Origin of the sequence: Aurantiacibacter zhengii (assembly GCF_003584125.1) — a bacterium.
Lineage (GTDB): Bacteria > Pseudomonadota > Alphaproteobacteria > Sphingomonadales > Sphingomonadaceae > Alteraurantiacibacter > Alteraurantiacibacter zhengii.
Genome location: NZ_QXFL01000005.1, coordinates 172,681 through 190,413, shown reverse-complemented (window position 1 = coordinate 190,413; position 17,733 = coordinate 172,681). Strand labels below are relative to the sequence as shown.

Sequence of the window (17,733 nt, the reverse complement as noted above, 5' to 3'; positions counted from 1 at the left end):
AACATGGTAAACAAAGGTGCGATTCGAATGCGGCTGGCGCAATTTGGCAGTCTTGGTCTGGCGACGATGCTGGCGACCTCGCCGGCAGCGGCGCAGACCCTGTTTGCGCAGGATCCGCTGCAGCAGGACGATGCCGCACCGGTTACCTCCACGCCCGGCGCGGAGACCCGCGAGGTCGTGCAGCAGGACCCGCGCCTGGCGCGTGTACAGCGCTGGAGCGTCGACAATGCCATGGCCCTGGCGGCGGTGGTGGAAGCGATCGGTGCCGAAGGCCTCGATCCGGCCGACTATCGCCCCGACCTGCTGCGCGCAGAGATCGAGCGGGGAGAAAGCGCCGCGCTGGATGCGCGCGCCAGCGGCGTCTTCACCTGGCTGGTGGAGGACCTGCGGGACGGGCGCACGCCGATGGAAGCGCGGCGGCAGTGGTTCGTGGTCGACCCCGATGCCGATCTTCTCCCCACGGGCAAGCTGATGGCAGACGCGCTGGAAAGCGGCGATGTGGCTGGCGTGATCGCATCGCTCGCGCCCACGCACGAGGACTACGAGGCGCTGCGCGAGGCCCTAGCCGCAGCGGACGACGGTGATACGCAGGAGCGCCGCCTGATCCTCGCCAACATGGATCGCTGGCGCTGGCTGCCGCGTGATCTTGGCGGGCAGTACCTGCTTACCAACGTGCCCGAATACCAGCTTCGCCTGATGGTGAACGGACAGATCATCCGCACCTATCGCACCATCGTGGGCGCACCGGGCCGCACGGCCACGCCGCAGTTGATGGAAACCGTGGAAGGCGTGGTGTTCAACCCGACCTGGACCGTGCCGCAGAGCATCGTGGTGGGTGAGGGTCTGGGCAACCGGGTGCTCAACAACCCAACCTGGGCGCGCAACAACGGTTACCGCGCCACGCGCGGGGCCAACGGCTTCGTGACGGTGGTGCAGCAGCCGGGTCCGGGCAATTCGCTCGGCATGATGAAGCTCGACATGCCCAACCCGCACGCGATCTTTCTGCACGATACCCCGGCGCGCAACCTGTTCAACAGCGACAACCGCGCGCGTAGCCATGGTTGCATCCGCGTGGAACGCGCACTGGAACTGGCGATGACCGTGGCAATCCTAGGTGGCGGTGCGACGCGCGACGAGGCCGTGGCGATATCCCGCGGCGGCGAATACACCCGCGTGCCGGTAGAGCGGACGATGCCGGTCTACATCACCTACTTCACCTACGGCGTGGACGTGGATGGAAACCTGCGCCAGTTCAACGACATCTACGACCGCGATGCGCCGGTGCTGGCGGCGCTGGATGCCCCGCGCGTGGGTAACCGCGCACGCGAAACGGACGAGGAAGTGATCGAGGTCGTCGACGATCTCAACTCGATCATCTGACGCGCAGTCAGTCGTCGGCGGGTAGTTCGCCCGGTTCATCCTGTGCCGGAGCCTGCAGCGCATCGCGCGCGTCGTTCTCGGCAGCAATGGCCGCGAAGTCGGGCGTTTCCTGCGGCGGCGCGTCGACGGTCTGGCCGTCGGGGCCGATGCCCAGGCTGTCGGCAAATAGCAGGCGACCGCCCATCAACCGGGTCAGGGCCCGCGGAAACACCTCCGGCCCGAAAGCGAAGCAACCGTTGGAGCGGCCCAGCCGCCCCCAGCGTTCGACATGGGCGGGCGTGGCGTAGTCCGCGGCGTGCATCACGATGGCGCGGGGGAAGGCGTTGGAATTCGTCTCGTCCAACCCGCCCAGACGCACGGAGGTGCCGTAGCGCCCCTCGTACCATTCCCAGGTGATGTAGGCGCCGCGGCTGGTTGCCCAGCTGTTGTGCAGGTTGGAGTAACCGTTGAGCCAGCCATCGTGCTCGGGGTCGGAGCCGCTGCCGTGGCTTACCAGCACGCTGTCTGCCGTGCCGTTTTCGAGGTTCACGAAGTGGAAACGCGGCCAGCTGGAATGCAGGCCGAAATCGGCGATGCCCACCACGTCGCGCCGCCACAGGTGCGCCCTGGCGCGTGCGACCTGCTCGCTGGCAATCTCCAGCAGGCGGCGGGTCCGCGGATCTGGTGCGGCCTGTGCGAAGACGCGGGCAGGGGAGGCTGCCAGAGCGGCACCGGCGGCAAGCGTCGTGGTCAGGAGATCGCGGCGGTTCATGGGACCGCTATAACGCAGCAATGATGAACCTTGTCCATATGCGAGGCTGATGCCTAGCCCTTCAGTCGCTCGATCGCATCGCAGCTCGCGGCGATATAGGCGCCGTTGTCGTGCCGGTGGGTACCGACGAAATGGATGAAACGCGTGTCATCGCCCCACGCCTCGTTCCAGTAATTCATGTAGCGCGCGTAGGGCAGCACCACCGGTTCCGCCTCATTGGAGAGGTGGAAGTTGCTGGTCACCTGCTCGGTGCCCCAGATGGTGACATCCTCCTCGCCGATGATGCGCTTCATTTCCGTCAGGAAGGCGGACGCGAGGGGCCGCCCGTTGCCGGTGGCGGCAAACCCCGCGAAGCCCGAGCATCCGCGCGCATATTTCCAGCCGCGCCCCGGATCGATGGTGTCGAGCCGGCTTTCGATGCGCGCCTGCACATGCCCCTCTGCCGGCCCCGCAGGATAGAAGCGCTGGCGAAATTCATCCAGCGGCAGTGGCCCTACCTCGGCATCGCTGCCGCCCAGGAACAGGAAACTGCGATTGCGGCCGATGGCATCGGCAATTTCCGGCACCGGGCCGATGGTCACCGTGTCGCTGTCGAGCTGGATCCAGTACTCTCCCGCCCGGTTGTCGAGGATGGTCAGCAGCCGTTCCCAAGTGCCGCCTGCAGGAAACTCGCCAAGCTTCACATCGGTGATGCGCATGATCTGCGGATCGCCGCAATGATGCGCCAGAATCGCGCGGTCCTGCGCGGTCAGCGTGCCGTCGTCCAGGATTGCAATGCGGCCCCGGCCCAGGTGGTGCCACAGCGATTTCACCGCCACCAGGTAAGGCAGCAGCACGGCGGTGCCGATCATGGAAAACAGGACGACGCCATCCTGCCTCGGGGTAATCGGCGCTGTATCCAGCACACCGCTGATCGCCTCCGCATGGCGGGTGGCTTCCAGCTTGGAGCGCCAGCGGCGTGGCAGAAGGCTGCCCATGTTCATCGGCACAGGTCCATCGGCTAGTTCTCCAGCACCATGCGATCATCGGCGATGCGCACATTGTCGATGGTCTCGAGGAACGACTGGCCCAACAGCGATATGCCGAGCCCTTCGGGAATGATGACGGCGCGCACGTCGCTCGCCTCGAAATCGCCAAGGCGCATGCGCGGCACCACGGTGTTCACGCCATAGACCGCGCCGCTTGCCCCCTGCGCCACGGCAGCGACATCGTTCTCGTCCCAGTACAGGCCCATGGCGAGCGCATCCTCGCCTGTCAGCGCCACCACGCTGGCGCCGGTATCCACCAGCATCCTGGAAGGCACGCCTTCCACGAAGACATCGGCATAGAAGTGGCCGTCGGGTTCGCGTTCGAGCATGACCTCCTGCGCCCAGCCCTGCTGGCCGATCTGTTGCGCGGCGCCAAGCGTGATCGCGCTCTCGCCCGCCTGATCTTCCGCGCCTGCAAGATCCTTGTCCGCTTCCATCACCGGCAGGGCGAAACCGACGGCGAGGCCGACTATCATCACGCAGGCAAGGGGCAGGCGCATGTCCATATGCGCGCCATTCTAACCGCCAGGTCTTGCCACGGAGTAAAGGCGGTCCTCGTCCGCCATCGCCAGCATGGATGCGGCGTGCCTGCGGGCGACGGCGCGCTGGTCCGCTCCGTAGCCTCCGCCAAGGGCACTGGCGACGGGCAGGCCGCGCCGGCGGGCCTGCGCGATCACGAACCGGTCTCGCCGTTCGAGGCCGTCGTCGGTCAGCGCAAGCCGCCCCAGCTTGTCGTCCCCGTGCGGGTCCACGCCCGCCTGATAGAGCACGATGTCGGGCGCGAACTTCTCGATCAGCGGCGGCAGTTCGCGGTCCAGCACTTCCATGTAACCATCATCGTCCAGTCCATCGGGCAGGCCGACATCGCGGTTGGAGCGGGCCTTGCGCGCGGGAAAGTTCTTCTCGGCATGGATCGACAGGGTGAACACGTCATCGCGCAGTGCGGTAAGGCTGGCCGTGCCGTCGCCCTGGTGCACGTCGAGGTCGACGATCAGCACGCGGCTCGCATCCCCTTCTGCAATCAGGCGGTTGCTGGCAACGGCAAGGTCGTTGAACACGCAGTAACCAGCCCCGGTATCGTGCAGCGCATGGTGGCTGCCCGCCGCGCTGTTTGCGGCATAGCCGTGCTCCATCGCCAGTTGCGCGGCCAGCCAGGTGCCGCCGTTGGTGTGGCGCACGCGGCTGGCGATGTGCGGGGTGACGGGAAAGCCGATTCGCCGCTCCTTCTCGCGCGGTACGGTGCTGGTGAACACGTGTTCCACGTAGTCGGGGCAATGCACCGCTTCAAGCCACTCGCGCGGCATGGGATCGGGGGCGTGTTCGGTAATGGGGGCCTTGCTTGCGCGAAGTTCCTCCATCACGAGGAAGTACTTGTCGAACTTGAAGGTGCCGCGTTCCGGGCGCGGGGCCATGTAATCGGCGTGATGGACAACGTGGAGCAAGCGAACGATCAGCCGGTGTTGGCGTTTTTCTTCATGGCGATGGCCTTCTCGGCCAGGTCTTGCGCATCCTTCTCGTCACCGGGATCGAGAATGTTGATCGTGCGCCCGATCATCCTGTTGTAGGTGCGGAAAAAGGTGCCGAGTTCCCACAGCATCGTCTCGCGCAAGTCCGCCAGCTTTTCCACCTTCCCGAAACTCTGGCTGAGCGGGGGTACGCCCACCAGCCTGTCGTTGCGGACCATTTCGCCGTTTTCTTCCTGCTCCATCCGCAGCACTGCGACGGGCCGAACGGCAACCAGCGTGCCCGAAGGCAGCGCCCCGCCGCTCAAAACCAGCACGTCCAGCGCATCGCCATCGTCGGCCATGGTCGCCGGAATGAAACCGAAATTGGCTGGGAATGTCACGCCTTCAGGCAATTCCAGCGCCCAGCGGAAAAGCCCCAGTTCCTTGTCGAGGTCGATTTTGTGACCATTGCCCTTGGGACATTCGATGAAGGCGTGCAGCAGCCCGTCCTTGTCTCGGGCCGGGATGCGGGCAAGATGATCCGCGTCGATCAAGAGGCGGCCCAGCCTTGCAGCGTGGCAAGAACGTCTGACGAGGTGCGGCTGGCGGAATTGCGCCAGCTTGTCGCGTCCTCCTGCGAATTGAGCAATCCGCCGTCGGCATCCAGCACCAGCACGTTGGGCGTGCCTTCGGATGTGACGCCGAAGCGTTCGGCGATGTCGAGATTGAAGCCATCGCCGGTCTGCGGCAGACCGACGTCGATATAGACGACCTCATAGCTTGCTTCGAGCAGGTCGGCGAGTTCTGGCTCCATCAGGTAGCTCGTCAGCGCGCGGCTGTCGTGGCACCAGTTGGCGCCCATCACCAGCAACACCCTGGTGTTGTTAGTGCGGGCGCTTTCCAGCGCGGCATCCACGGCTGCATGGGCATCGAGGGAAGGATCGAACACCGCGCCTTCCGGATGGCTGATGGCCGCCGGACCGGCGATCTCGTGCGTCCCGGTCGATGCGCAAGCGCCCAGCAATCCCAGCGCGGTCAGAGCTGCCAGCCCGCGTGTGCGGATCATTCGGCGGCCTCTGCATGGGGATCGAAGGCCGTGGCCGTGCCCGCTTCGATCTGCGCGGCCTTTTCTTCCACCAGTTTCACGATGTGATCGAGCATGTCGTCGCTCTGCACGTGGTGGTCGGTCACGCCGGAGAGGTAGACCATGTGCTTGCCCGCGCCGCCGCCGGTGATGCCGATGTCGGTTTCGCGCGCTTCGCCCGGGCCGTTCACCACGCAGCCGAGGACCGAGAGGCTCATCGGCGTCTTGATATGCTCCAGCCGTGCTTCCAGCGCCTCCACCGTGCGGATCACGTCGAAACCCTGGCGCGAGCACGAGGGACAGGAGACTACGCGAACGCCGCGGGTGCGCAGGCCCAGCGCTTTCAGCATTTCGAAGCCCACGCGCACTTCCTGTTCCGGCTCCGCCGAAAGCGAGACGCGGATGGTGTCACCGATGCCCGCCCACAGCAGGCTGCCGATGCCGATGGAGCTTTTCACCGTGCCGCCGATCAGCCCGCCGGCCTCGGTAATGCCCAGGTGCAGCGGGCAATCCACCGCTTCGGCAAGGCCGTGGTAGGCGGCGACGGCCAGGAACACGTCGCTGGCTTTCACCGCGACCTTGTATTCGTGGAAATCGTGGTCCTGCAGCAGCTTGATATGGTCCAGCGCGCTTTCGATCAGCGCCTCCGGGCACGGCTCGCCGTATTTCTCGAGCAGGTCCTTCTCGAGGCTACCTGCGTTTACCCCGATACGGATCGCGCAGCCGTTGGCCTTCGCCGCGCGAACAACCTCCGCCACCCGCTCCGACGAACCGATGTTGCCGGGATTGATACGCAGGCAGGCCGCGCCCTTGTCGGCGGCTTCCAGCGCGCGCTTGTAGTGGAAATGGATGTCGGCCACGATCGGCACGTTCGCCGCCTTGGTGATCTGGTCGAAGTTCGCGGTCGATTCCGCCGTGGGGCAGGACACGCGGATGATGTCCGCGCCCGCATCCTCGCAACGGCGTATCTGGTCGATGGTCGCGCCCACGTCCTCCGTCGGCGTGTTCGTCATCGTCTGCACGGTGATCGGCGCATCGCCGCCGACCGGCACGTGGCCGACCATGATCTGGCGGGACTGGCGGCGCTCTATCATGCGCCAGGGGCGAACCTTGGAAATGGCGTCTGCGGACATGGACACGGATATAGGCCGCCTTGCATGAAGGGGCAATGACAGGCGCAGCCATTTGCGGCATGACAACGGGCGATGGACGAAATCGAAGAAAAACCGGCACCCGATTGCCCCGAAGATCACCCCCTGCTGTTCGCCCGTGTGCTGGACGGGGTTGGCGCGGGCAGGCCGCTCGAATGGGAAGAGGCGCGGCACTGGACGCCGTCCCGCCCGGGAGAGGTGCTGTGGGTTCACCTGTGCCGCAACCGCCCGGGCGTGATGGAATGGCTGGAAGCGCTCGACATTCCCGAACCCACGCGCGAACTGCTGGTCAGCGACCGCACCCGCCCGCGTGCCTTTCGCGAAGGTAACACCTTGGTGGCCACGCTGCGCGGCATCAACTTCAATCCCGGTGCCGAACCCGAAGACATGCTTTCCATGCAGCTGTGGTGCGACGGCAGCCGCCTGATCACCCTGCGCCGCCTGCCCCTGCAGACCCCGCGCCGGGTGCTGGCCATGATCGACCGGCGGGAGGCCGGACCCACCGACGCAGGCGCTCTCATCACCGAACTGACGGAAGCGATGATCAACCGGATGAACCGCTCCATCGTCGACATGAACGAACATATCGATGCGCTGGAGGAGCAGGAGCAGGACGGCGAGGCGGAGGAGATGCTGGAGAAGATCGCCGTGATCCGCCGCAACTGCCTGGGGCTGAAGCGCCACATGGGCCCCATGCACGAGGCGCTGGAGGCGATCTCGCGCTATGCCCCGCCGTGGTTCGAGGATCACGACCGGCGCGAGATTGCCGAGTCCATCGACCGGCTGCGGCGCTATCTCGACGATCTCGACATCAGTAAGGAAAGCGCCGTGGTGCTGATGGACGATGTTCGCAGTCGCTCCATTGCGCGCAACGAACAGGCGACCTACCTCCTCACCATCGTGGCGGGCATCTTCCTTCCGCTCGGTTTCATCACCGGACTGCTGGGCATCAATGTCGGCGGGATGCCGGGGGTGGAAGACGGCAACGCATTCTGGATCGTGGTCGGCCTGTGCTGCACCATCCTGCTGGTGCAGCTGGCATTGTTCTGGAAGTGGAAATGGCTGTGACCGCAGCCGCGTGATCGGCATTGGCTGGAGTTGAATGATGGAAGAGCACTCGGCCGGACTGCTGCTGCGCGATGCCATGCTGATGCTGGGCTTTGCCATGGTGGCCGTTCTGGCTTTCCGCCGCGCGGGCCTTGGCGCGACGCTGGGCTATCTCGTGGCGGGCGCCGTACTGGGGCCGCATGTGCTGGGCCTCGTCGGCAATGCGCAGGAAATGGCCGAGGTCGCCGAACTGGGCATCGTCATGCTGCTGTTCGTGGTCGGACTGGAACTGTCGCCGGCGCGGCTCTGGCGAATGAAGGGCGCGATCTTCGGCTTGGGACTGGCGCAGGTCACGGCCTGCGGCCTGGCGGTTAGCGCCACGGTGCTGGCGCTGCTCGGCTACCCCTACGCCGCCGCGCTGGCGATCGGCTTGCCGCTTGGCCTGTCCTCCACCGCGCAGGTGCTGCCGATGCTGCAGGCGGGCGGACGCCTGCGTACGCCGTTTGGCGAACGGGCTTTTGCCATCCTGCTGTTCCAGGACCTCTCCATCATTCCCCTCATCACCATCGTCGCGGCGCTGGGCACTGGCGGCGAAGACGGGCCGTCGGGCTGGATGCTGGGCCTGCTGACGCTGGCAGCCGTGCTGGGTCTTGTCGCCGCGGGCCGCCTGCTGATCCGCCCGCTGTTCAGCCTGATCGGCACGCTTGGTGAGCGGGAGCTGTTCATCGTGGCCGCGCTGTTCACCGTGCTGGCGAGCGCCGTGGTGATGGAAGCGCTGGGCCTGTCTGCCGCGCTTGGTGCGTTCATTGCAGGCGTCATGCTGGCCGACACCCGTTACCGGCACGAGCTGGAAGCCGATATCGAGCCGTTCCGCGCCATCCTGCTGGGCCTGTTCTTCGTGGCCGTGGGGATGATGCTGGACCTTGGCGTGATTGCCGAGAACCCGCTGTTCGTGCTCGGCTTCGCGGTGCTGCTGATCGCGCTGAAGACAGCCATCATCATGGGGCTGGGGCTGGTCATGAAAATGCGCTGGCGCGCGGCGCTGGCGCTTGGCCTGCTACTGAGCCAGGGCGGCGAGTTCGCCTTCGTGCTCTATACCCAGGCGGTGCAGGGCGGGCTGATCTCGATGGACCAGTCCAGCCTGTTCGGTGCTATCGTCACGCTCTCGATGGCGGCAACGCCGTTCCTGATGATCGCGACCCGCAGGATCCGGCAGGAGCCGAAGGGCGCAGAACAATCGCGCGAGGAACCCCGCGACGAAGGTGCCAGCGCACTGGTGGTGGGCTTCGGCCGCTTCGGCCAGACCGTGGCGCAGACGCTGCTGGCGGGCGGGCTGTCGGTGACCCTGATCGACCGGAACAGCGCCCAGATCGACACGGCGGAAGAATTCGGCAGCAAGGTCTATTTCGGCGACGGCACGCGGATGGACCTGCTGCGTCAGGCGGGCGCGGCCGAAGTGCAGCTGATCATGTTCTGCATGGACGAGGTGCCCGAGCGCGAATTTATCGATGCCGTGGCAGAGGCCTTTCCCAAGGCAACGATCTACGTGCGCGGGTTCGACCGCAAGAGCGTGATCGCGCTGGCGAACAGCAAGGCGGAATATGTCATGCGCGAAGTTTACGAAAGTGCCATCGCGGTTGCCCGCATGGCGCTGGAGAACATCGGGCTGAGCGAGCGCGAGATCGAGGATGCGGAAGGCACCTACCGGGAAAACGACCGCAAGCGCATGGACGTGCAGATCGAGGGCGGGAATATCTACGCGGCCCAGGAAATGACCCGCCAGCAGCAAAGGGAACTGCGCGGGGAGGGCTAGGCGCCCCTATTCGCCCAGCGCGACGCCCAGCAAGTGCTGCTGCGCGGCCACGACCGGCAACGGACGGGCGAACAGGTAGCCTTGGCCATGATCGACGCCCAGATCTTGCATCACCGCGCGCTCGCCTTCGGTCTCGATCCCCTCGGCGACCAGCTTTGCGCCGATATCGCGCGAGAACTGCACCATGGCAGCGGCGATGGCCCGGCGTGCCGGATCGGTGTCGCACTCGCGCGTGAGAATCATGTCCATCTTGAGCACGTCGGGCTGCAGCTCGATCAGGTGGCGGAGACCGGAATAGCCGGTGCCGACATCGTCGATCGCGATGCGGGCGAACGGCTTGAGCGCGGCAATCTCGCGCGCCAGTGCCCCGAAATCCGCGACTTGCTGGTGCTCGGTAACCTCGATCACCAGATCGCGGGCACCCGACTGTTCCAGCACCTTGCGCAGCTCGCCCGAAATGATGGTGGCAGGCGAGGCATTGATGGCGGCGTAAATGCCGTCGGGCACCGTGCCCACGGTTTCCAGGGCGCAGCGCACAGCGGTCATTTCCAGCTGGTTGCCAAGGCCGGTGCGTTCAGCATCGTCGAACCAGGCCTGCGGCCCGCGCTTCGTCAGGTCGGGGAAGCGGGCAAGACATTCCACGCCCACGGGCCTGCCGTTGGCAAGGTCGTGGATCGGCTGCTGGAAAATGGTCACGGCGTGGCCATCCAGCATGGCCTCCACCCGGCGGCGCGCCTGGCGCAGCATGATGTCTTCTTCCAGCGAGGCCTCGATGCGCTCGCCCACCAGACCGGCAAAGCTTTTCAGGATATTCAGGTCACGCGCGTTCAAGCTGCGATCGGGCGTGCGCCCCAGCGCGCAGAAACTGCCCCAGACGGTGCCATCGGCAAGCCGCAGGGGGGTGTTGATGTGGCAGCCCACGGGCAGGAAATCGGTAATCGCCAGCTTCTGCGTCAGCGGGTGGTCGGCCGGATCCTGAATCAGTTCGGGCAGGCGGCCATTGAGGATGTGCCAGCAATAGCTCTCCTCGCGATGTTCGCGAAAGCCGGGGCCCATCGGCAAATCGAGGTCGGAACTGACATGGGTGAGTTCGCGCTGGTCATCCTCGACATAGCGGGAGACGAAGGCGATCTCGACGCCGAGATGTCCGCGCACCGATGCCAGGATGCGATCGATACCCGGATCGGTGACGAGTTCATCGGCCAGCGGGCGGGCGGAAGCCTCGTCGAAGGCGGGCAAGATCGGTGCTACTATTCCCATCGCCAAAGGTATGGCGGAAAAGCCCTAAGGGCCTCTTAACCCAGATTGCTATTGCAGCAGCTAGAGGCGCAATTCGTAGAGGAATTCAGCGTCGCGCTGTTCGCCCACCCAGAATACGATATCGGCAATCTTGCCAAAGCCATAGCGCTGGTAGAACCGCTGCGCACCGTAGTTCTCGCTGTAGACCGAGAGCTGCACGGCGTCGCAGCCGCGCCCGCGCGCAAGGTCCAGGCACCAATCCACCAGAACAGCGCCAAGCCCTTCGCCCGTGCGGGCGGGATCGGTGTAGAGCTGGCCAAGGCACAGCGGGTTCGCGGCGTCCGAATACTCGGTGTAGGGGCTGGCGTACCTCACCTTGATAAAGGCGCTTAGCGGGCTGCCGGGCGCATCCTGCGTCAACTGGTGGCGAATGCCGGGGTCGGCGATTTCCTGCGCAATGGCCCGCGCCGAATAGGTTTCTTCCAGGAATTGCCGCAGGTCCTGTGGCCGATAGAGATCCTCGAAAGCGTGACAGAAGCTCTCGCGCCCCAGGCGGGCGAGCGCCTCGGCATCATCGGGCGTGGCATCGCGCAGCAGCGTCACGAGAACTTGTCCCGCTTGCGTTTGCCAAAGCGCATGTTGCCCTCAAGATGGCCGCGCAGCGCGGCGTAGAACGCCTCCAGGAATTCGCGCTCGTCCCCTTCGCCCAGCTGCCAGCCGATCTTGCCGGTAATAGCCTCCGCCACTTCGCGAAGCGCCTGCGGCCTGTCTTCGCGCAGCACCTTTTCCAGCACCTGCAATTCGTGTTCGCCGTAGACCGCCAGTTCCGCCTCGCCAAAGCGATAGGTGTCCGCGCGGTCGGGGGCGAGGGACATAGCATCCTTCAGTTTCAGGCGGCTTGCTTCCACCACCCAGGTTCCTGCCACCAGGTCTCCTGCACGCAGCGCATCCCGGTTGAAGAAGGGGAACAGCACGAACACCGCCAGCCAGATGAAGGCGGCCCAGCCGGCGATGCCAGCCTCCTGGCCGCCGCCCAGCAGGAAGAAAGCGGGCAGGAACACTTCCGCGTCGCGCACCAGGTTGCGGGCGATCACCATTTCCGCTGTCAGCCGCCCGCCGTCCCTTGCCGCGACGCGCAGGCCCACCAGCCGCTTTCCCGGCGTGGCCGCGCGCGGACCCAGCTCGAACCACAGGAAATAGCCGTATCGCGCAAGGAAGCCGAACAGGATCACCACGATCATCACGACCTGCATGACCGGGTTGGCTTCGCTTGCCTCCAGGTCGAACAGGCCGAAGCCGATGGCGTAGAGGGCGACGAATACGATGATCGTGCCCACCAGCAGGATCACCAGGTCGAGGATCAGCGCACCGGCCCGCGCGCCTTTGCTGCCGACGGTCAGCGGCAGGGCGAGCCCTTCCGGCGTCACCAGCGTGCGGGCGCGTTTGGACGCGCCATCACCCAGCCGGGTTGCGGGAGAAGTCGTGGTCATGTTTCGCGCTCCCTGGGTGCAGGCATGGCCGCGAAATAGACGATCCACAGCGTCAGCATGGTCCCGCCGATGGCGAGGCGCGACGGCGTGTCTCCCACCAGTTGCCTGGCATATCCTTCCAGCAGGCCCGCCACGATCAGCATGATGGTGCAGCCGGCCATCACCTGCGCCGCGCGAACGCCCGCGCTCTGCATCGCGGCAAGGATCGAGCGATCGCCGGGAAATGCCATCGTGCGCCCGACATGCAGGCCCGCCGCGCCGGCCAGCATGATCGCGCCCAGTTCGGTGGTACCGTGCACGCTGAGCCAAGCTGCGAAATCGAGGCCGAGGCCCGCTTCCTGGAAAACCCAGACCATCGCGCCCAGCAGCGAGAGGTTATAGACCAGCAGCAGCAGGGTGGGCACGCCGAAGGCAAAGCCGAGCGCGAAGGCCATGATGCATACGCCGGTATTGTTGGAAAACAGGTAGGCGGCAAACACGCCCAGTCCGTCCGCATTTTCCGCCGTTCCCAGGGTCTCTCTCAGCATGTCGGGATCGGCACCGGGCGCGCGGCCATCGGCCATGGCGCCGGGCACCAATGAATAATACCAGCGCTCGTCCTGATCGACCAGCAGCCAGCCCACGATCGTGCCTGCCACCATCACCGCAAGGGCGATGCAGATATCCAGCCAGATGGCACGCACCGCCGCGCTCCAGCCCCCGCCCAGGAATCGGCGCAGCCAGCCGAACAGGCCGATGCGCGGGCCATAGACCTGGAACCAGGCGCGCCGCACCAGCGATTCCAGGTAGGCGAGCGTGGCGGCATCCAGAGAGGTCTCGCGCGCCACCGCCAGGCTGGACGCGGCCTTGCGGTAAAGCACCGGCAGTTCCAGCAGGTCCTTGTCGCTGATCCGGCGCGGGCTGTTCTTTTCCAGCGCGGTTACGATCTGGTCCAGCCGCTTCCAGTCCACTTCCCGCTCCAGCCGGAACCGGTCGGACCGCAGGCTGGCGGCTTCGATATCGGCGGGCGGCTCAATCTCGGCCTTCCTGAACAGTGCCAGCACCATCAGCCGATCGCCTCCGTGCGCTTGGTTTCGAGGTAGAGGTCGATCAGGCGGTAGCCGATCGTCTGGTGCGGTGCCTCTATCACGTTGACGCCCAGCCGTTTCAGTCGCTGCAACACCAGTTGCCGCTGCCGTGCCAGCGCATCGGCGTTCACCGCCACGGCCACGTCGCCCAGCGTTTCGGGCTCGGTCGTGGTGAGTTCTTCCAGTTCGGTGTCCACCATGGTGACGAATATCACGAGGTGGTGGCGCACTAGGCGCTGCACGCTTTCCACCATCAATTCGGCAGAGGTCGGGTCCGAAAAGTCGGAAAACAGCACGATCAGGCTGCGCCGCTTCAGCCGCGCCGTCAGCGTTGCCAGTGCCAGCGTGAAATTCGGCTCGCGCGCGGTGTAGTCGAGATCGCCCGCCGCGCTTTGCAGCCGGTGAAAGGCGCGCGTGTCGGTGACGAAGGGGGTCATCAGCTGCGGCTGGTCGGCAAAGCCGAACAGGCTCACCTTGTCGCCCCCTTTCAGCGCGACGTAGGCGGCCATCAGGGCGGCGGATACCGCGCGGTCAAGCCGGGGCAGACCGTCCACCGGCTCGATCATCGACTGCCCGCAATCGAACGCGAAAACGATCTGGTTGTCGCGCTCCGCCTCGTTCTCGCGGGCGTAGAGCGCGGTGTGGCGAGCGCTGGCCTTCCAGTCGATGCGGCGGCGATCCATGCCCGGTTCGTATTCGCTCAGCGCCTCGAACTGGGTGCCCTCGCCGCGGATGCGCCGTGCAACCAGACCGAACTGGCTGTCGCGCAGGAAGGCCTGCAAAACGGGAGACCGGACGGGGGAGAGGTCGGGCCACACCCGGATCCGCGCATCGAGGGGGGAGTGAACCTGCCGCGCTCCCAGCCCCAGCGGTCCGCGCCAACGCAGCCACAGGTCGTGCAGTTCGCCGGGGCCGCGGCGCACCGGCAGGGCCTTGCCTTCGCCAGCAAAAATGCCGGCACGGCCTGTCGGCTGGAGGCGAAAGTTCGCCGCGCCGCCTGCGCCAAGGCGCGGATCGAAACCCAGAGCTGCTTCGGGAGCGTCGGCATCGCTATCGCGCTCGATCTCCGCTTCTACCCGGATGGCGCATTCCTGCCCGACTTCGGCATCGGGGGGGACATGATAGGTAAAGCGCACCAGCCGCCCGGCCAGCCAGCCGTCGATCACGGTAAGCGCCAGCAAGGTCAGCGCCGCCGCCGGGGCCACGATCCAGGTACCCGGCGCCGTGGCCGCGATCACCACCGCCAGCGGGGCGAGCAGCGCCAGCATCACCAACGTGCGCCCGGTCGGCACGATGGGAATGGCGGGAAGCCGGGAAAGAAGGGCGCGCAGGCGGTTCATGGACTGGTCAGCGGGGCGCTTCGGTCTGTTCGATAAGCCCGGCGACAAGGTCCTCCACCTGCTTGCCCTCGATCTCTGCGGCGGGGGAGAGCAGCAGCCGGTGGCGCAGGCAGGCCGTGGCCAGTGCCTTCACATCGTCGGGAATGACATAGGCGCGCCCTTCCAGCGCGGCGCGGGCGCGCGCGGCATTGGCCAGGATGACGGCGGCGCGAGGGCTCGCACCGCTGGCAATGTCGGCACTGTCACGCGTGGCCCTGACCAAGGCGACGCAATAGTTCACCACGTCGTCGGAGAGGGTTACCTGCTTCACCGCAGCCTGCGCGGCGGAGATGGACGCCGCATTGGCCACATGCACTATGCCGAAGTCGGTCGGACCCTGCGGTCCGCTGCGCTCGCCAAAGCGCTTGACGATGCGGGTCTCCTCCTCGACGCTGGGATAGGGCACCAGCAGCTTGAAGGCGAAACGGTCCAGCTGCGCTTCGGGAAGAGGGTAGACGCCCTGGTTCTCGATGGGGTTCTGCGTCGCGACCACCATGAAATTGTCGGACAGCGAATGGGTCTCGCCATCCAACGTTACCCGGCGTTCCTGCATAGCTTCGAGCAGCGCGGCCTGCGTTTTGGGCGGCGTGCGGTTGATCTCGTCCGCCAGCAGCAGTTCGCGGAAGATGGGGCCGCGCGTCAGGGTGAACTGACTGGTCTGGAAGTTGAACAGGTTGGAGCCGAGGATGTCGCCCGGCAGCAGGTCCGGCGTGAACTGGATACGGCCGAATTCCATGCCGGTAGCATGGGCAAAGCACTGCGCGAGGAACGTCTTGGCCGTCCCCGGCGGGCCTTCCATCAACACGTGCCCCTGCGCGATCAGGGCGATCAGCAGGTGGTCCACCACCATGTCCATACCGACGACGGCCTTGCCCACCTCGGCGCGGATCGCGCCCGCCAGTTCGGCAGTCTGTTCCAGCGTCATGTTCGCGGGAGTTTCACTCATTGGGTCAGCGTCCTTTCAAATGTTCTCAGGCGCCGGGCCGCGCGCAGGATGTCGCGCGGGCGTTCGGCATTGCGCAGGTCCGCGGCAAGGCGCGAGAAATTCGGCCCCTCATGTCCGCGCCGGGCCAGCGCCCGGTCGATGGCGTGTTCGCGTGCGTCGGTTTCGGCATTGCGCAGGCCCAGCGTCCGCGCCACCCGCCGGCCTACCATGTCTTCATAGGGTTGTTTCAGCAGGTGCCAGCGCTTCACCCGCTGCAGCAGCGCAGCACCGTTGCGGGCCAGTTGCCGCTTGCCCTGCGACATGGCGGGCGCTTCCGCCACGGCAGGGCCGAATCGCCGGAACGCGCGCCAGCCGATTACCAGCGCGGCCAGCAGCATGCACAGGGTCGCAGCGAGGAAGGGCGGGCGGAAAGCGAGCGTGAGCAGATTCTCCGCCGCGCCGAGACCGTTCAGCGAGAGGTCGAAGCGAACGGGAAGGTTTTCCCCCGCGGATGCCTCGTCGACCAGTTGCAGCGCCAACCGCGCACGTTCACTTTCGGCCATGCCATAGTTGTTCATCAAATCCGGCTCGAACACCACGATCACCGGCCACGGGTCTTCCCCCGCATAGTCACGAGACTGCACCAGTTCGGCAGCCAGGACATCGCCCTCGCCATCCACCACCAATGTGCGCATCGACGACATCGTATCTGCCAGCAGCGCCTGTACCTGCGTCTCGTCGGGCAGGTCTCCCCCACGCCCAAGCCCCTGCCATTCGCCGGTCTGGCCAATTGCCAGTTCGGCCCCGTCCGCCATTTCGAGTTCGGAAAACCACGGCGGAGACATGGAGCCCATCAGGGTAACCCAGCCCGCTTCGCTTTCCACGCCGTCCATTTCGGGCACCGGCATGGCCATCCACTTGGGAAGGATCAGCAAGGTCGGTCCAGCCGCGCGCTCCCGGCGCTGCTCGATGATTTCGTCGAGTTCGGCCGGATCTGTCATCAGCGGAGGGGTGAGCACCAAGAGCCCGTATTCGTGCATGTCCGCCGGATTGCGCGACACGGCCACCTCGCTGCCCGTACGTTCCAGCAGGGTAACCAGGCCGGAATAGCCGTTCAGCCCGTTGGCCGCCGCATGGTTGCCGCCATCGCGGTCTTCCCCGCCGGTCCAGCCCTGGCCAAGCGAATAGAGCAGCAGGACAAAGGCCAGGCTGCCCACGGCAAGGAGGGCCAGCACGGTACCGGGGCGGAAAGGGCTGGTGCGGCGGCTCATGCGGGGAGCGACTTCCGGGCAAGGGCGAAATCGGCATAGGCAGCGCGCGCGGCGTGCCAGTCGCCCTCATCCAGCTTGCGCAGGGCGAACAGGCTGCGCTCCACCGGCTCTGCGATCAGGGCAAAGGCGGTGCGCGCGGCTTCGGGCAGGCGCGGTTCGGCGGACAGTTCGCGCGCCGTGCTGCTGGGTTCGACGATATCGGGACGCGCCTCGGCAATCTGGATTACCGATCGCCGCAGCAGCATGTGCGTCGCCTCGTCATAGTCGCCTGTGGCTGCCAGCCGGTCGGCTTCCTCCAGCAGGGCGAGCGCTTCTCCCCTCTCAGGTGCCCATTCCTCGGCTGCCGGATCCTTTTGCTTGCGCCTCCTGAAACCGGGGCCGAAAGTCTCGAAGAGAAACCAGGCGAGGGCCAGGATCGCTGCAGCCAGCAAAACCCACCGAAGCACCGGCCAAACTTCCACCAGCGCGCTACCGACCGGAGCGAACAGGTCCCCCAGCCAGCGCAACAGTTCGGTCAGCCAGTCGGGCGGCGGCTCTCTTTCGGGCATTTCAACGGGCGCGAACTGGATGTCGCCATCGGCCTGCAGCTCCCGCCACGCCGATGCGAAATCCCCCGCCTTCGTGGGCGGCGCAGCAGTGCCCTGGCCCGTCGTCACAAGTGCT

The 17,733-nt window shown here is 66.0% G+C and carries 18 protein-coding genes; 3 read left to right on the top strand and 15 right to left on the bottom strand.

Annotated features, from left to right (window positions below; translation table 11 throughout):
- Positions 1-27: 27 nt before the first annotated feature.
- The gene (locus D2V07_RS12655; protein ID WP_233548393.1) at positions 28-1,380 is read left to right on the top strand and encodes a L,D-transpeptidase family protein; all 1,353 of its coding nucleotides are present in this window, start codon (positions 28-30) and stop codon (positions 1,378-1,380) included.
- A gap of 7 nt (positions 1,381-1,387) precedes the next feature.
- Here the strand turns inward: D2V07_RS12655 and D2V07_RS12650 are convergent, their stop codons facing one another.
- From D2V07_RS12650 to ispG, 7 genes are read right to left on the bottom strand one after another with little or no spacing between them, the layout of a single operon-like run.
- A complete protein-coding gene (locus tag D2V07_RS12650; RefSeq protein ID WP_119587363.1) occupies positions 1,388-2,131 on the bottom strand; it encodes a murein L,D-transpeptidase catalytic domain-containing protein in 744 nt (247 codons plus the stop codon).
- Between the two features lie 53 nt (positions 2,132-2,184).
- Complete coding sequence (locus D2V07_RS12645; protein ID WP_119587362.1) at positions 2,185-3,114, bottom strand: hypothetical protein; 930 nt, start codon at positions 3,112-3,114, stop codon at positions 2,185-2,187.
- A 17-nt stretch (positions 3,115-3,131) separates the two neighbouring features.
- A complete protein-coding gene (locus D2V07_RS12640) occupies positions 3,132-3,659 on the bottom strand; it encodes a retropepsin-like aspartic protease family protein (protein WP_119587456.1) in 528 nt (175 codons plus the stop codon).
- Positions 3,660-3,677: 18 nt separating this feature from the next.
- Entirely contained in the window at positions 3,678-4,571 is an 894-nt protein-coding gene (locus tag D2V07_RS12635; RefSeq protein ID WP_119587361.1) for a histone deacetylase family protein, read from the bottom strand.
- A 38-nt stretch (positions 4,572-4,609) separates the two neighbouring features.
- Positions 4,610-5,158, bottom strand: coding sequence for an inorganic diphosphatase (locus D2V07_RS12630; protein WP_158586832.1), 549 nt, complete (start codon positions 5,156-5,158; stop codon positions 4,610-4,612).
- A complete protein-coding gene (locus tag D2V07_RS12625; protein ID WP_119587359.1) occupies positions 5,155-5,670 on the bottom strand; it encodes a thioredoxin family protein in 516 nt (171 codons plus the stop codon). The genes D2V07_RS12630 and D2V07_RS12625 overlap by 4 nt, the downstream gene beginning before the upstream one ends.
- Positions 5,667-6,806, bottom strand: a complete 1,140-nt coding sequence (gene ispG, locus D2V07_RS12620; RefSeq protein WP_119587455.1) for a flavodoxin-dependent (E)-4-hydroxy-3-methylbut-2-enyl-diphosphate synthase — start codon at positions 6,804-6,806, stop codon at positions 5,667-5,669. The genes D2V07_RS12625 and ispG overlap by 4 nt, the downstream gene beginning before the upstream one ends.
- 87 nt (positions 6,807-6,893) lie before the next feature.
- On the opposite strand from ispG, the gene D2V07_RS12615 reads away from it, so the two are divergent.
- Complete coding sequence (locus D2V07_RS12615) at positions 6,894-7,907, top strand: zinc transporter ZntB (RefSeq protein WP_119587358.1); 1,014 nt, start codon at positions 6,894-6,896, stop codon at positions 7,905-7,907.
- Between the two features lie 37 nt (positions 7,908-7,944).
- The gene (locus tag D2V07_RS12610) at positions 7,945-9,699 is read left to right on the top strand and encodes a cation:proton antiporter domain-containing protein (RefSeq protein WP_119587454.1); all 1,755 of its coding nucleotides are present in this window, start codon (positions 7,945-7,947) and stop codon (positions 9,697-9,699) included.
- A 6-nt stretch (positions 9,700-9,705) separates the two neighbouring features.
- Here the strand turns inward: D2V07_RS12610 and D2V07_RS12605 are convergent, their stop codons facing one another.
- From D2V07_RS12605 to D2V07_RS12570, 8 genes are read right to left on the bottom strand one after another with little or no spacing between them, the layout of a single operon-like run.
- Positions 9,706-10,959: a sensor domain-containing phosphodiesterase gene (locus D2V07_RS12605; protein ID WP_119587357.1), complete on the bottom strand. Its 1,254-nt coding sequence runs from the start codon at positions 10,957-10,959 to the stop codon at positions 9,706-9,708.
- Between the two features lie 60 nt (positions 10,960-11,019).
- Positions 11,020-11,541, bottom strand: a complete 522-nt coding sequence (locus tag D2V07_RS12600; protein ID WP_233548392.1) for a GNAT family N-acetyltransferase — start codon at positions 11,539-11,541, stop codon at positions 11,020-11,022.
- Entirely contained in the window at positions 11,538-12,428 is an 891-nt protein-coding gene (locus D2V07_RS12595) for an RDD family protein (protein WP_119587356.1), read from the bottom strand. The genes D2V07_RS12600 and D2V07_RS12595 overlap by 4 nt, the downstream gene beginning before the upstream one ends.
- Entirely contained in the window at positions 12,425-13,474 is a 1,050-nt protein-coding gene (locus D2V07_RS12590) for a stage II sporulation protein M (RefSeq protein ID WP_119587355.1), read from the bottom strand. The genes D2V07_RS12595 and D2V07_RS12590 overlap by 4 nt, the downstream gene beginning before the upstream one ends.
- On the bottom strand, positions 13,474-14,835 hold the full coding sequence (locus D2V07_RS12585) for a DUF58 domain-containing protein (protein WP_119587354.1): 1,362 nt from the start codon (positions 14,833-14,835) through the stop codon (positions 13,474-13,476). The genes D2V07_RS12590 and D2V07_RS12585 overlap by 1 nt, the downstream gene beginning before the upstream one ends.
- A gap of 7 nt (positions 14,836-14,842) precedes the next feature.
- Positions 14,843-15,820 carry an AAA family ATPase gene (locus tag D2V07_RS12580; RefSeq protein WP_119587353.1) on the bottom strand — a complete coding sequence of 326 codons (978 nt, stop codon included), beginning with the start codon at positions 15,818-15,820 and terminating at the stop codon, positions 14,843-14,845.
- On the bottom strand, positions 15,817-17,070 hold the full coding sequence (locus D2V07_RS12575) for a DUF4350 domain-containing protein (protein ID WP_119587352.1): 1,254 nt from the start codon (positions 17,068-17,070) through the stop codon (positions 15,817-15,819). Before D2V07_RS12575 ends, D2V07_RS12580 begins: the two co-directional genes overlap by 4 nt.
- Positions 17,067-17,726 (bottom strand): hypothetical protein, encoded by a 660-nt coding sequence (locus tag D2V07_RS12570; RefSeq protein WP_119587351.1) that lies wholly within the window; start codon positions 17,724-17,726, stop codon positions 17,067-17,069. The genes D2V07_RS12575 and D2V07_RS12570 overlap by 4 nt, the downstream gene beginning before the upstream one ends.
- Positions 17,727-17,733 lie beyond the last annotated feature (7 nt).

Coding starts and splice junctions, on each gene's coding strand:
- D2V07_RS12590 (WP_119587355.1), bottom strand. CDS start 13,474: ATGGTGCTGGCACTGTTCAGGAAGGCCGAGATTGAGCCGCCCGCCGAT.
- D2V07_RS12635 (WP_119587361.1), bottom strand. CDS start 4,571: ATGGCCCCGCGCCCGGAACGCGGCACCTTCAAGTTCGACAAGTACTTC.
- D2V07_RS12575 (WP_119587352.1), bottom strand. CDS start 17,070: ATGAGCCGCCGCACCAGCCCTTTCCGCCCCGGTACCGTGCTGGCCCTC.
- D2V07_RS12595 (WP_119587356.1), bottom strand. CDS start 12,428: ATGACCACGACTTCTCCCGCAACCCGGCTGGGTGATGGCGCGTCCAAA.
- D2V07_RS12605 (WP_119587357.1), bottom strand. CDS start 10,959: ATGGGAATAGTAGCACCGATCTTGCCCGCCTTCGACGAGGCTTCCGCC.
- D2V07_RS12580 (WP_119587353.1), bottom strand. CDS start 15,820: ATGAGTGAAACTCCCGCGAACATGACGCTGGAACAGACTGCCGAACTG.
- D2V07_RS12655 (WP_233548393.1), top strand. CDS start 28: ATGCGGCTGGCGCAATTTGGCAGTCTTGGTCTGGCGACGATGCTGGCG.
- D2V07_RS12610 (WP_119587454.1), top strand. CDS start 7,945: ATGGAAGAGCACTCGGCCGGACTGCTGCTGCGCGATGCCATGCTGATG.
- D2V07_RS12640 (WP_119587456.1), bottom strand. CDS start 3,659: ATGCGCCTGCCCCTTGCCTGCGTGATGATAGTCGGCCTCGCCGTCGGT.
- D2V07_RS12650 (WP_119587363.1), bottom strand. CDS start 2,131: ATGAACCGCCGCGATCTCCTGACCACGACGCTTGCCGCCGGTGCCGCT.
- D2V07_RS12645 (WP_119587362.1), bottom strand. CDS start 3,114: ATGAACATGGGCAGCCTTCTGCCACGCCGCTGGCGCTCCAAGCTGGAA.
- D2V07_RS12625 (WP_119587359.1), bottom strand. CDS start 5,670: ATGATCCGCACACGCGGGCTGGCAGCTCTGACCGCGCTGGGATTGCTG.
- D2V07_RS12585 (WP_119587354.1), bottom strand. CDS start 14,835: ATGAACCGCCTGCGCGCCCTTCTTTCCCGGCTTCCCGCCATTCCCATC.
- D2V07_RS12615 (WP_119587358.1), top strand. CDS start 6,894: ATGGACGAAATCGAAGAAAAACCGGCACCCGATTGCCCCGAAGATCAC.